General features: G+C 37.1%; 13 protein-coding genes. 9 read left to right on the top strand and 4 right to left on the bottom strand.

The window, feature by feature from the left end; translation table 11 throughout:
• Positions 1 to 30: 30 nt before the first annotated feature.
• Positions 31 to 216 carry a DUF5325 family protein gene (locus AZF04_RS02455; protein WP_045480084.1) on the bottom strand — a complete coding sequence of 62 codons (186 nt, stop codon included), beginning with the start codon at positions 214 to 216 and terminating at the stop codon, positions 31 to 33.
• A 173-nt stretch (positions 217 to 389) separates the two neighbouring features.
• On the opposite strand from AZF04_RS02455, the gene typA reads away from it, so the two are divergent.
• Together typA and AZF04_RS02445 are read left to right on the top strand one after the other, a co-directional pair.
• The gene (gene typA / locus AZF04_RS02450) at positions 390 to 2228 is read left to right on the top strand and encodes a translational GTPase TypA (RefSeq protein ID WP_061947397.1); all 1839 of its coding nucleotides are present in this window, start codon (positions 390 to 392) and stop codon (positions 2226 to 2228) included.
• 41 nt (positions 2229 to 2269) lie between these two features.
• Positions 2270 to 2611: a YlaH-like family protein gene (locus AZF04_RS02445; protein WP_052340033.1), complete on the top strand. Its 342-nt coding sequence runs from the start codon at positions 2270 to 2272 to the stop codon at positions 2609 to 2611.
• A gap of 17 nt (positions 2612 to 2628) precedes the next feature.
• Here AZF04_RS02445 and AZF04_RS02440 read toward each other — a convergent pair whose 3' ends face one another.
• A complete protein-coding gene (locus tag AZF04_RS02440) occupies positions 2629 to 2832 on the bottom strand; it encodes a YlaI family protein (RefSeq protein ID WP_045480087.1) in 204 nt (67 codons plus the stop codon).
• 393 nt (positions 2833 to 3225) lie between these two features.
• Here AZF04_RS02440 and AZF04_RS02435 point away from each other — a divergent pair, with 393 nt between their 5' ends.
• Positions 3226 to 4554, top strand: coding sequence for a PhoH family protein (locus AZF04_RS02435; RefSeq protein WP_045480088.1), 1329 nt, complete (start codon positions 3226 to 3228; stop codon positions 4552 to 4554).
• 323 nt (positions 4555 to 4877) lie between these two features.
• Here AZF04_RS02435 and AZF04_RS02430 read toward each other — a convergent pair whose 3' ends face one another.
• Entirely contained in the window at positions 4878 to 5390 is a 513-nt protein-coding gene (locus tag AZF04_RS02430) for a hypothetical protein (RefSeq protein ID WP_061947396.1), read from the bottom strand.
• A 138-nt stretch (positions 5391 to 5528) separates the two neighbouring features.
• On the opposite strand from AZF04_RS02430, the gene glsA reads away from it, so the two are divergent.
• Positions 5529 to 6458: a glutaminase A gene (gene glsA / locus AZF04_RS02425; protein ID WP_153017194.1), complete on the top strand. Its 930-nt coding sequence runs from the start codon at positions 5529 to 5531 to the stop codon at positions 6456 to 6458.
• Between the two features lie 101 nt (positions 6459 to 6559).
• Positions 6560 to 6841: a YlaN family protein gene (locus AZF04_RS02420; RefSeq protein ID WP_045480090.1), complete on the top strand. Its 282-nt coding sequence runs from the start codon at positions 6560 to 6562 to the stop codon at positions 6839 to 6841.
• A 42-nt stretch (positions 6842 to 6883) separates the two neighbouring features.
• Here the strand turns inward: AZF04_RS02420 and AZF04_RS02415 are convergent, their stop codons facing one another.
• The gene (locus tag AZF04_RS02415; protein WP_061947395.1) at positions 6884 to 7783 is read right to left on the bottom strand and encodes a COX15/CtaA family protein; all 900 of its coding nucleotides are present in this window, start codon (positions 7781 to 7783) and stop codon (positions 6884 to 6886) included.
• A 285-nt stretch (positions 7784 to 8068) separates the two neighbouring features.
• On the opposite strand from AZF04_RS02415, the gene cyoE reads away from it, so the two are divergent.
• The 4 genes from cyoE (at position 8069) to AZF04_RS02395 (ending at position 12689) form a co-directional block, all read left to right on the top strand.
• Positions 8069 to 9004, top strand: coding sequence for a heme o synthase (cyoE, locus tag AZF04_RS02410; protein WP_061947394.1), 936 nt, complete (start codon positions 8069 to 8071; stop codon positions 9002 to 9004).
• Positions 9005 to 9105: 101 nt separating this feature from the next.
• Entirely contained in the window at positions 9106 to 10143 is a 1038-nt protein-coding gene (gene coxB, locus AZF04_RS02405; protein WP_061947393.1) for a cytochrome c oxidase subunit II, read from the top strand.
• Between the two features lie 44 nt (positions 10144 to 10187).
• Positions 10188 to 12068, top strand: coding sequence for a cytochrome c oxidase subunit I (gene ctaD / locus AZF04_RS02400; protein WP_061947392.1), 1881 nt, complete (start codon positions 10188 to 10190; stop codon positions 12066 to 12068).
• Positions 12069 to 12689, top strand: a complete 621-nt coding sequence (locus tag AZF04_RS02395; RefSeq protein ID WP_061947391.1) for a cytochrome (ubi)quinol oxidase subunit III — start codon at positions 12069 to 12071, stop codon at positions 12687 to 12689.
• Positions 12690 to 12691: the final 2 nt, after the last annotated feature.

Below are 12691 nucleotides of genomic sequence, written 5' to 3'. Positions count from 1 at the left end.
ATGAATAGTTTGAAAAGCAAAACAGAGAGTCTAGATTTCCCTAGACTCTCTTTCTTTTTTTCGTAGGGAAAATCCTAATCCCATCGCTATAATAATTCCTAGAACTGCAAGTGCAGCAATAAGAATACTTCTTTCCGCTATAGCAACTCCGATAATCATAATACAAAATACGGTGATCGTTGCTAACAGTAAAAATAACATGTTTTCCTTTTTCAAATCAACAACCCCCTAAGCTGAATCTACTTTTATAGTGTACCTTTAATTATGAAAAAGAAAAAGTCAAAGTTTGTGACAAAAAAATAACTCTTTTTTATCTTTAAGCAAATTACCTATTTTTATTTTGTTGTGATATACTTATACAGTTAAAGTTGATCGAAGGAGAGAATGGAATGACAGAGTATCGTAATGATATAAAAAATATTGCTATAATTGCGCACGTTGACCACGGAAAAACAACGCTTGTAGACGAGATGCTTAAGCAATCAGGAACATTTCGTGATAATGAACAAGTAGATGAAAGAGCAATGGATTCTAATGCGATTGAGAAAGAGCGTGGAATTACAATTCTTGCTAAAAATACTGCTATCAATTATGGGGAAACCCGTATTAATATACTTGACACCCCTGGACATGCTGACTTTGGTGGAGAAGTAGAAAGAATTATGAAAATGGTTGACGGTGTTTTACTAGTAGTAGATGCCTATGAAGGCTGTATGCCTCAAACTCGCTTTGTATTAAAGAAAGCGTTAGAACAAAAATTAACACCGATTGTGGTTGTTAATAAAATTGACCGTGACTTTGCAAGACCAACAGAAGTGGTTGATGAAGTTATTGACCTATTTATAGATTTAGGAGCAGATGAAGAACAACTTGATTTTCCTGTCGTGTTCGCATCAGCAATTAATGGAACAGCAAGCTTAAATCATGAAAAACAAGATGAAAATATGAGCTCGTTATTTGAGACAATCATTAACACGATTCCATCACCAGTTGATAATTCAGCAGAACCTCTTCAATTCCAGGTTACGATGCTTGATTATAATGATTATTTAGGTAGAATTGGGATTGGTCGTGTATTTAGAGGTTCCATTAATGTAGGGCAACAAGTAGCCTTAATGAAACTTGATGGTACTGTTAAACAATTTAGAGTGACAAAAATGTTCGGGTTCTTAGGTCTAAAAAGAATTGAAATTAACTCAGCACAATCAGGTGATTTAATTGCTTTATCAGGATTGGAAGAAATTAATGTTGGAGAAACCATTTGTCCTGTTGAACATCAGGATGCTCTCCCAATATTAAGAATTGATGAGCCTACATTGCAGATGACGTTTTTAGTGAACAATAGTCCATTTGCTGGACGAGAAGGTAAATGGGTGACAAGCCGTAAGCTTGAAGAGCGTTTATTAGCAGAGCTTGAAACAGATGTAAGTCTAAGAGTTGACCAAACGGAATCTCCTGATGTTTGGATTGTTTCTGGACGTGGAGAGCTTCATTTATCTATTCTTATTGAAAATATGCGCCGCGAAGGGTTTGAATTACAAGTTTCAAAACCAGAAGTGATTATTCGTGAAATAGATGGCGTCCGCTCTGAGCCGGTAGAACGAGTTCAAATTGATGTTCCTGAAGAATATACAGGAGCAGTTATGGAATCTCTAGGAGAGCGTAAAGGTGAAATGACGAATATGACGAACTCGGGTAATGGCCAGGTTCGATTAGAGTTTATGGTTCCAGCTCGTGGTTTAATTGGATATACGACTGAGTTCTTAACTCAAACAAGAGGATATGGGATTATTAATCACTCATTCGACAGCTATCAGCCAATGGCTCAAGGTCAAGTAGGTGGTAGACGTCAAGGTGTACTTGTTTCAATGGAAACAGGTAAAGCAAGCCAGTATGGAATTATGCAGGTAGAAGACCGTGGAACGATTTTCATTGAGCCTACTACTGAAATCTATGAAGGTATGATCGTTGGAGAGCATACAAGAGAGAATGATTTGACGGTTAACGTGACAAAAGTTAAAGCTCAAACGAATGTCCGTTCAGCTACTAAAGACCAAACAGTCACGATGAAAAAACCGAGAATTATGACATTAGAGGAAGCGTTGGAATATTTAAATGAAGATGAATATTGTGAATTGACTCCTCAATCCATTCGTTTACGTAAGAAAATTCTTAATAAGTCTGAACGAGAACGTGTGGAAAAAAAGAAAAAACTAGCTGAAAAATAAATCAATTTCCGGACTTGATTGAAAGGGTGTTACTATAAATCATGAATGAATCATACACGGAAGAGCAGTTAGAAAGCTTGACATGGCTAATGCAAGCAACGGTTAATAATCCGTGGAATGGCTTTTTTGCTTTTATCGTCATCGTAGCGTTAGCCATACTCGTATTTAATCTTGGTTTTGCAAGAAAATTACCGATATTAAAAAGTGTTGTTATTTATGTCATGCTTTTAATCGGCTGCTTTGTTCTATGGTTTTTAGAATTTTTATTTGGTGCTCCAATGATAGCCGTTTTAATTATATCCGCCCTTATATTAGGCGCCTATCGGTATCGTTTGCATCGCCATCGACAAAGTAACGAAAATGAGAAAAAAACAGCTAACTAAAAAAAGAGTGAATGGATTTAAATCCATTCACTCTTTTCTTCTTTTTGATGCTTTAAAACAAAATAACCTGTAGCTTTCCTCTCTTCCGTACGAAGAGAAATTCTCTCGTGGCATTCATCGCACATATACGTATGAATGGGACGATTTCGTAATCTTTTAGCTATAAATAAATGGTCATCAATTTTATTGATTTTATCACATAATACGCATTTAACTCGCATCCGTTCACACCGCCTTTTAACGACTGATACTGTTTGTTCAAAGAAGTTGTTCATCATGAAAAACTTTATTTTTGGGTAAAATTTTATTAAGGAAATTTTAAAAATAATATTTAAAAAATTAATTGGCTATTAATATTGATGTGTTCTATTAATAGTGTAACGTTTTTTATAACAAAAAGAAACCTTTTCCAAATAATGTTTAATTGGTTACAGCTAATACAAAAGCACAACATTCTGTGAAACCTTCATAAAATCAATAGTAACTCGTCTAACTTTTTAACCTGCTTCATACATTCAATAGTAAGAGGAGATTGATGATTTTATGGACATAATGATTCAGACTGCATATTTTATAGTAATAGGTGTAATGAACTTCAGTCAGGAGGCGGAATATTGAAAAAAATCTACGTCTTAGATACGAATGTACTCTTACAGGATCCTCACTCCATTTATTCATTTTATGATCACGAAATTGTCATCCCAGCTATTGTATTAGAGGAACTAGATTCAAAAAAAAGAAACATGGATGAAGTAGGTAGAAATGCCAGACACTTTTCAAAAATGATTGATAAACTAAGGGAATTGGGGAGATTGGATAAGGGTGTGCCTCTAGAAGAAACAGGTGGAACCCTAAGAGTCGAATTGAACCATCGCTCCTTTGAAAGGCTAAAAAATTCATTTGCAGAAATGAGTAATGATAATCGCATTATTGCTGTCGCTTTAAATTTAACCATAGAACAAAATGAAGGTGAAAAAAGGCAAGTGATTTTAGTAAGTAAGGATGCGCTTGTTCGAGTAAAGGCGGACGCACTTGGTATTTATTCAGAAGATTTTCTAAGTGATCGAGTCGTAGAATATGACCATGTTTATCAAGGCTATATCGAAAAATATGTAGATAGTGAAACGATTCAGCAATTTTTTAAAAATGGCGAATTACCTCTTCAATTATTTAAAGGCCAATCATTTTTACCGCATCAATTTATTATTTTAAAGGATGCTTTAGGGGGCTCGGGCTCAGCGCTCGCTATTGTAGATGCCCATGTTACGATTATGAAAGCCTTTATTGCAGAAAATGAACAGGTGTGGGGCATAAAGCCGAGAAATGCCCAGCAAAGAATGGCTTTCGAGCTTCTATTAAGAGAAGATATACCTTTGGTCACCATGATAGGGAAGGCAGGTACAGGTAAAACGCTTCTATCTTTAGCGGCTGCCTTAATGCAAACAGAAGATTTAGGACTTTATAAAAAATTAGTAGTGGCCAGACCGGTTGTTCCTTTAGGAAAAGATATTGGTTATTTACCAGGAGAGAAGGACGAAAAATTAAGGCCTTGGATGCAACCAATTTATGATAATTTGGAATTTTTATTTAATACAAAAAAGCCAGGTGAATTGGATCGAATTCTAGCAGGAATGGGTTCTATTCAGGTAGAAGCACTCACATATATAAGAGGGAGAAGTATACCAGAGCAGCTTATTATTATAGATGAAGCACAAAATTTGACGAAGCACGAAGTCAAGACGATTATTACAAGAGTAGGGGAGCGTAGTAAGATCGTTTTAATGGGTGATCCTAAGCAAATTGACCACCCTTATTTAGATGAATTTAATAATGGACTAACCTATGTTGTTGAGAAGATGAAGGAACAGTCCATAAGTGGTCATATAAAATTGGTCAAAGGAGAACGATCAGGCTTAGCGCAATTAGCAGCTGATTTATTATAGGAAATAATGAAAAATAAGCTGAGACAGAATTTACTTTTAAAGAAAATCCTATTGCAAAATTTGAAATGATGTGTCATGTATGCAATGTACCAAACCCTCCTTACTGTGGAAAAGGAGGGTTTTTTTGAAAGGGTAGAAGGCGTAAGCTAGAGGTCATAAGACACGGAGACTCCAGTGGGATAGAGTGGCCAAGCCGAAATCTACTTTAAAAAAAGTTCATTCGGCAGCACCCCACCGGACGCGATGTGTCTTGGGAGAGCAAACAGGCGGAGACCTAAAATGGTGGAATCATTCATTCGTGAGGTATTGTCCCGGTCTTTTTCTTACATAACGATGATTTCATTGACGTTCTTTATTGGATTTTTTTGATTAGAACCATCTCCAAAATAAAGATGAATCGGACCGTCATTTTTTAAAGGTTTTCCTTCATTTGAGAAACCAGCAACAAGTGTTTTGGCTTCTGTTAATGAAAGGATATGATTTTCTCCATCTCTCGTCACAATTCTAAGCTTTGAAGTACCTTGTTTAGGCTTTGTATTTAAGATGAATGGAAATAAAGGCATTCCGTAAGATTTCGTCGTTAGTTCTTTTTTGTTATAAGCAATTTTGTTTCCATTATCGTTAGGGTTTGGAGGCTCAGAGCCTTCAATAATTTCCTTATCCCATTGCTGTGAAATCGCTTTTTGATAAGCTAATTCAGCATCCTCTGTCGTTTCTAGCCCTTTAGAAAAAAATAAATCTAAATCAATCTTTCTTTCATCAAAAATCCAAACCGTTGGATCAATCGTTAATGGGTGCTCGACTTCTCCTTTAATAAAAAATACAAATTCTTGCATAGACTTAGTCCTCCCTAAAATCATTCCGTTCTTTCTACTATGATGATTAGCGTTTAAAGAAATCAATATATGAATATCCTATATAAGTATAAAGTGAAAGCTGTATTTTGTCACATCATCCAAAAAGGGGCTGAAAGAGTGGTTTGTCATAAGCAAAAACAGTTAGAAGAAATGGTCATCGAAGCTAAAAAACATACAAATAAAGGGAAGGTAGCCGATTATATTCCTGCATTAAAAGAAGCCAATCCTTCAGTGTTAGCTCTATCGATTTTTGATGGTGCTGAGTTTTGTTTTACAGCAGGAGATAGTCAAGAACTGTTTACATTACAAAGTATATCTAAAGTGCTTGCATTAGCTCTGGCGATTATAGATTGTGGAGAAGATGAAGTATTTTCTAAGGTAGGGATGGAGCCGACAGGTGATCCTTTTAACTCTATTTCAAGACTGGAAACGCAAGTGCCGAATAAGCCACTCAACCCAATGATTAATGCAGGTGCGTTAGTGGTTAGCTATTTAATAAAAGGAGATTCGCCAGAGCATAAATTAGAAAGACTTTTAGAGCTTATTAGAAAAATGACAGGGAATGATACGATTTCTTATAATAAGGAAGTAGCTTCCTCTGAATATCTCTCGGCTGATTTAAATAGAGCGCTAGCATATTTTTTAAAGCAACATCATATAATCGAGGGAGAGATAGAGGACTTGTTACAATACTATACCAAGCAATGTGCGATAGAATTAACTTGCCATGATTTAGCGAAAATTGGTTTTGTTATCGCAAACGAAGGCAAAGGATTTGATAGGAATGAAATCATTATTCCTGTAAAAGTTGCGAGATTAGTCAAAACGTTTATGGTAACTTGTGGAATGTACAATGCTTCAGGGGAATTTGCTATAAAAGTTGGCATTCCTGCAAAAAGCGGTGTATCGGGTGGAATACTAGGTGCGGTTCCTAACCGTCTAGGAATAGGAATTTACGGTCCTTCATTAGATGAGAAGGGAAATAGTGTTGCCGGGATGAAGTTACTTGAGTTACTTTCCGATTCTTTTGAATTGAGCATTTTTTAATGGATCATGTTCTTTGCTAGAGTTGACGTAAAAGGATTGCATTTTTTACGTAATAAAGATACTATTACTTTAAGGATATTTTCATTCAAGGAGGGGACAACATGTCAACGGAAATGGTGACAAGTCAAAATGAAAAAGCCTTTGCCCTTCTTAAATCCGATGCGGAGAAAATCCGCAAGTTGATTGAAGTGCAGATGGAAAATTTAACAATGCCTCAATGCCCCCTTTACGAAGAGGTTTTGGATACACAGATGTTTGGTCTTTCGAGAGAAATCGACTTTGCAATCCGCCTTGAATTAGTAGAGGAAGAGAAAGGCAAACAGCTTTTAGTAGAATTAGAGCGCAAACTGGCAGCTCTTCATGAAGCTTCATTACGTAAATAAAAAAATCAAGCCCAAATGAGCTTGATTTTTTTTATTTTTTTATTAATGGGTCTTATTTCTAGTTAAAACTAAAGCCATGTAACAAAGTGTAGTAAATAGTAAGGAAACAATTAGAGCATGTAATAATCCAATCGTAAGAGATCCAACCACAAAAACGACAGAAACTCCACTAATAATTTGAGCTAGTACAAGCAATAAGCATAATAAACTAGTTGATACTAAAACAAGGTGTTGACGATACTTTATAAGTGTCCAAATGAGTAAAATAAGAATAAAAGCAAACAATAACATACCGGTTACTCGATGGAAATAATGGGCTCCTACAATTCCAGAGAATCCTGGAAACCACATACCGTTACAAGTAGGAAAGCCGTCACAGGCATAAGTAGCGCCGGTATGCTTAACGTAGGCACCTGTATAAATGACAGCATAACAGTAGGCTAATACAAAAAATACATAGTATTTAAACCCTTTCGTTACCTTAGGTGCAATTTGCCTTCCGGTTGGATGGTCCTCAAAAGCTAAAATCGTAAGAATAACAACCGATGCTAAGGACATAGCCGAAATTCCAAAGTGAAGCGCTAAAATAGCACTAGATTGTCCAAAAACAACGGCCCCTGCTCCAAGCAATCCTTGAAATACGATTAAAATAAAAGCGGCTAAACAAAAAATTCTAGCTTCACGAAGGTGCTTTAATTTTTTCCAAGACCACATGGCTAAAATTAGAATCATTGCACCAACCAAAGCGGCTACAATTCGATGACTATACTCAATGATGGTTTCAATCGCTGGATTTGTGGGAATCACTTCTCCAAAACAAAGAGGCCAAGTTTTACCACAGCCTTCTCCAGATTCTGTCTTAGTCACAGTCGCACCTTGTAATAAGACAATAAGAACACCAATTGAGGTGATAATGCCATAAGTTTTTAATGCTCTATGCATTCATTTCACCTTACCTTCTATAAAATTGTCGAGATTTATGCTACAGTAAGCAATGGTACATTTGTTCACAACCTTGATCATAAAAATAAACCGCATAAATGTCAATTTAGCGAGTGTGTCAATTTTAGGAACATCCTAATTGTGAAGAAAATGTGAAAGTCACGATTTTGATGAAAGATAATGAAATTTAAGATATAATGTGAATGAGTTTTTAATAAGCAATGAAATTACAACAAAATGGTTTCAAATAGATGCGTTTTCATATATATTGAGGAGGTGGCATTGATGAATAAGACCGATACGATGACAAAAACGGCTGAAACCGTTAGCGGTCATGTTTCATCAGTTGCTGTAAGTCAGCAAAATTCATGGAAAGATTATTTAGTATTAGCAAAGCAGGGGATAGTAACCTCTAATCTAATAACGACGTTTGCAGGTGTTTTTTTAGCGGCCTACTATACAAGTACAGGCTTAATTTCTAATTTGCCTGCTGCTATTTTAGGAATTCTCGGAGCTGCATTAGTAATGGCTGGCGGCTGTACTTTAAATAATTACATAGACCGAGATATTGATCCGATTATGGAGCGAACCAAAAAAAGACCTTCTGTAACAGGGAGGTTTTCAGGAAAACATATTCTAATAGTCGGTAGTATGCAATCGATCATTGGTATGATTCTGCTTTCGTTAACAACTCCAACGGCTGCCATTATAGGGGCTGTCGGACTATTTATATATGTAGTGCTTTATACAATGTGGACAAAACGGACGACTACGTTAAATACGATTGTTGGAAGTTTTTCCGGGGCTGTTCCACCTTTAATTGGTTGGGCTGCTATTGATGGAAGTCTGCATATGTACGCCTGGTTGTTATTTTTTATTATGTTCTTTTGGCAGCCGCCACATTTTTTAGCTTTAGCTATGAAGCGTGTGGATGAGTATCGCGCTGCTGGCATTCCGATGCTACCAGTTGTCGCTGGCTTTGAGATGACAAAGAGACAGATTGTTCTTTATGTGGGGGCATTATTACCTGTTTCTCTATTGCTTTATCCTTTCGGTATAGTTTATACAGTCATTGCTGCTTTACTAGGCTTAGGATGGTTTGTATTAGGACTAGCTGGATTTAAAATGAAGGATGATTTAAAGTGGGCTCGCTTAATGTTTGTCTATTCTTTAAATTATTTAACGATTTTATTTGTGCTTATGATTATTGTTCATCTTTAGGAATTGTTCATAGAACGAAGAATAAAGGTGAATAATGATTATAAATATATATTTTTATGTAGTTTTTTAACTACTTTAAGAAAGTGAGGTTGGTTTTACAGATGAAACGTTGGAAAACAGCATGGCGTTTTCTACCATTTTCTTTACTATTGCTATTATTAGCTGGCTGTGGTGAGGAAAATTTGACGGCTCTTGATCCAAAAGGGCCACAGGCTAAGTGGCTATTAGACAATATGCTTTTATCTATTTATGTGATGGCTTTTGTAACAATTGTCGTTTTTGCAATCTTTTTCATCATTCTTGCAAAATTCCGTCGTAAACCAGGTGATGATGAAATTCCAAAACAAGTTCATGGAAATACAGCATTAGAAATTACATGGACAGTTATCCCAATTCTTTTATTAGTCATCTTAGCTGTGCCGACTATAACGGGTACATTTATGATGGCCGATACAGAGCCTGACCCTGAGGTTGGTGAGGATACGGTAGTTATTAAAGTAACAGGACATCAATATTGGTGGCAGTTTGACTATGAGAATGAAGGATTCACCGCAGGGCAAGAGGTTTACATTCCTGTTGGAGAAAAAGTATTGTTTGAATTACATTCAGTAGATGTTCTTCACTCATTCTGGGTTCCTGCTCTAGGCGGTAAAATGGATACGGTTCCTGGTATTACGAATGAAATGTGGCTAGAAGCTTCTTATGCCGACGTATACAAAGGAAAATGTGCAGAGCTGTGTGGACCTTCACACGCATTAATGGATTTTAAATTAATTGCGCTTGAGCGTGATGATTATGATGCTTGGGTAGAAGGCATGCAAGCAGAGCCAGCAGAGCCTGAGGATGAATTAGTGGCAGCAGGGCAAGAGGTTTTTGAAAGTCAAAGCTGTATTGGCTGTCATGCGGTTGGTGGCGAAGGTATGGCAACTGGACCTACGCTAACGAACTTTGGTGACCGAGAAGTATTTGCTGGTTATCTCGACATCGAGGATGAAGGAGCACTTGCACAATGGATTAAAGATCCTAAATCTCTTAAGCAAGGTACATTAATGCCAGGCTATGAAGGCCAAATTAACGATGAGGATATGGAAGCATTAATTGCTTACTTAAAATCGTTAACCGTACTAGATAACGAATAAACATACGTTTATATTGAACTTTTTGTGAAGAAGGAGGAACCCCATTGGCTACACATGCACATACGAAAGATAAAAGCGTTATTTGGGATTGGCTGACAACAGTCGACCATAAAAAGCTCGGAATTATGTACTTAATTGCGGGTACGCTTTTCTTTGTTAAAGCTGGTGTGATGGCTCTATTCATGCGAATTCAATTAATTATGCCTCAAATGAACTTCCTAAGTGGGCAAACCTTTAATGAATTCATTACGATGCATGGAACAATCATGCTATTTCTAGCAGCGACACCGTTGCTCTTTGCTTTTATGAACTTTATTATTCCTTTACAAATAGGAGCTCGTGATGTAGCTTTCCCATTTGTAAATGCACTAGGATTTTGGATCTTCCTTTCAGGGGGATTATTATTAAGTACAAGTTGGTTCTTTGGTGGTGGACCTGATGCTGGTTGGACATCTTATGTTCCATTAGCTAGTCAGGAATACGGTGGACTTGGAATTGACTTTTATGTACTTGGATTACAAGTATCTGGGATCGGTACGCTCGTATCAGCGATTAACTTTTTAGTTACGATCGTAAACATGCGTGCTCCTGGAATGACAATGATGAGACTTCCATTGTTTGTATGGACATCATTTATATCTTCTACTTTAATTTTATTCGCCTTTACACCACTAGCAGCTGGCTTAGCGCTATTAATGCTAGATCGTGTGTTTGATGGTCAATTCTTTATCCCAGATGCGGGAGGAAATGTTGTGATTTGGCAGCATATCTTCTGGATATTTGGTCACCCTGAGGTATATATCTTAGTATTGCCTGCATTTGGTATTATTTCGGAAGTCATTCCTGCATTTTCAAGAAAGCGCTTGTTCGGATATACAGCGATGGTATTTGCAACGATGATTATCGCTTTCTTAGGATTCATGGTATGGGCTCACCACATGTTTACAGTAGGTATGGGACCTGTGGCAAACTCTATCTTTGCGATTGCAACCATGACCATCGCAGTACCAACCGGAATTAAGATATTTAACTGGCTCCTCACGATGTGGGGCGGAAAAATTACCTTTAATACAGCGATGTTATTTGCTTCATCGTTTGTACCAACTTTTGTTCTTGGTGGAGTAACCGGGGTTATGCTTGCGATGGCCCCTGTAGATTATTTGTACCACGATACATACTTCGTCGTGGCTCACTTCCACTATATTATTGTTGGGGGTATTGTTCTTGCATTATTCTCGGGATTATTCTATTGGTATCCGAAAATGTTTGGACATATGCTTAATGAAACGCTTGGAAAACTCTTTTTCTGGATTTTCTATGTCGGTTTCCATTTAACGTTCTTTGTTCAGCATTTATTAGGTTTAATGGGTATGCCTCGTCGTGTTTACACGTATCTTGGCGACCAAGGGTTAGATGCTTTTAACTTTATAAGTACAGTCGGTACGTTCTTTATGTCAGCCGCTGTCATCTTACTCGTTATAAACGTCGTTTACTCAGCAATTAAAGGAGAGCGTGTAACAGTAGCGGATCCATGGGATGCTCGTACATTAGAATGGGCAATTCCAACTCCAGTTCCTGAATACAATTTTGCTCAAACTCCTCAAGTTCGTTCCCTTGACCCATTGTTCTATGAAAAGGTTCATGGAGATGGAACGATGAAACCAGCTGAGCCATTACAAGACATTCACATGCCAAACGGTTCGATTTTACCGTTAATTATCTCTATTGGTTTGTATATTGCAGGCTTTGGTGCAATTATGATGTCACCACATTGGATATATGGTGGAAGTGGATTAGTTGTACTTGTTATCGGTTTAGCTATTACATTCGGTTCGATGTTTGTCCGTTCAATTAAGGATGATCATGGCTATTACATTCCGGTTTCTCGTGTTAAAGAAGAAATGAAATCGAAAGGAGGAAACTAAATGGCGGGTCACGTTGATACTTCGAAGGGCTTACCTTCTCATCCAGAGAGGGCGACCTTAGAAGGTAAAAACAAATTTCTCGGCTTCTGGTTCTTCCTTGGTGGTGAAACGATTCTATTTGCTACATTTTTTGGTACTTATTTAGGGCTTAGAAATGGAGTCGCAGATGGTCCAGCAGCACATGAAATTTTTTCGTTGCCACTCGTGTTTATTATGACGGTTATTCTTTTAACAAGTAGTTTAACAAGTGTATTAGCGATGTTTGCTATGAAAAAGAATAATTTTAAAGGACTTATGATTTGGATGTCGGTGACCGTTTTATTAGGTCTCGCATTCCTTGGCTTCGAAATTTATGAATTTTATGAGTATGTTCATCACTATGGCTTAGGTTTCTCAACAAGTGCGTTTGGTTCTGCCTTTTATTCTCTTGTTGGATTACATGGAGCTCACGTAGCATTTGGTTTATCTTGGATTATCGTTCTTTTAGTTAAAAATGCAAGAGCGGGAATTACGTTAACAAATGCACCAAAATTCTATGTAGCTGGTCTATACTGGCACTTTATTGATGTAGTTTGGGTCTTTATTTTCACGGTCGTATATCTTATGGGAGTAGGAGGCTGATC

Origin of the sequence: Alkalihalobacillus trypoxylicola (assembly GCF_001590785.1) — a bacterium.
Taxonomy (GTDB): Bacteria; Bacillota; Bacilli; order Bacillales; family Bacillaceae_D; genus Alkalihalobacillus; species Alkalihalobacillus trypoxylicola.
Note: the sequence above shows the minus strand (reverse complement) of the source record. Positions and strands in the feature narration are given on the sequence as shown.

Excerpts from the sequence above, each read along its gene's own strand:
- typA (WP_061947397.1), top strand. The coding sequence starts at position 390 with ATGACAGAGTATCGTAATGATATAAAAAATATTGCTATAATTGCGCAC.
- AZF04_RS02445 (WP_052340033.1), top strand. The coding sequence starts at position 2,270 with ATGAATGAATCATACACGGAAGAGCAGTTAGAAAGCTTGACATGGCTA.
- AZF04_RS02440 (WP_045480087.1), bottom strand. The coding sequence starts at position 2,832 with ATGCGAGTTAAATGCGTATTATGTGATAAAATCAATAAAATTGATGAC.
- AZF04_RS02430 (WP_061947396.1), bottom strand. The coding sequence starts at position 5,390 with ATGCAAGAATTTGTATTTTTTATTAAAGGAGAAGTCGAGCACCCATTA.
- AZF04_RS02420 (WP_045480090.1), top strand. The coding sequence starts at position 6,560 with ATGTCAACGGAAATGGTGACAAGTCAAAATGAAAAAGCCTTTGCCCTT.
- AZF04_RS02415 (WP_061947395.1), bottom strand. The coding sequence starts at position 7,783 with ATGCATAGAGCATTAAAAACTTATGGCATTATCACCTCAATTGGTGTT.
- cyoE (WP_061947394.1), top strand. The coding sequence starts at position 8,069 with ATGAATAAGACCGATACGATGACAAAAACGGCTGAAACCGTTAGCGGT.
- coxB (WP_061947393.1), top strand. The coding sequence starts at position 9,106 with ATGAAACGTTGGAAAACAGCATGGCGTTTTCTACCATTTTCTTTACTA.
- AZF04_RS02395 (WP_061947391.1), top strand. The coding sequence starts at position 12,069 with ATGGCGGGTCACGTTGATACTTCGAAGGGCTTACCTTCTCATCCAGAG.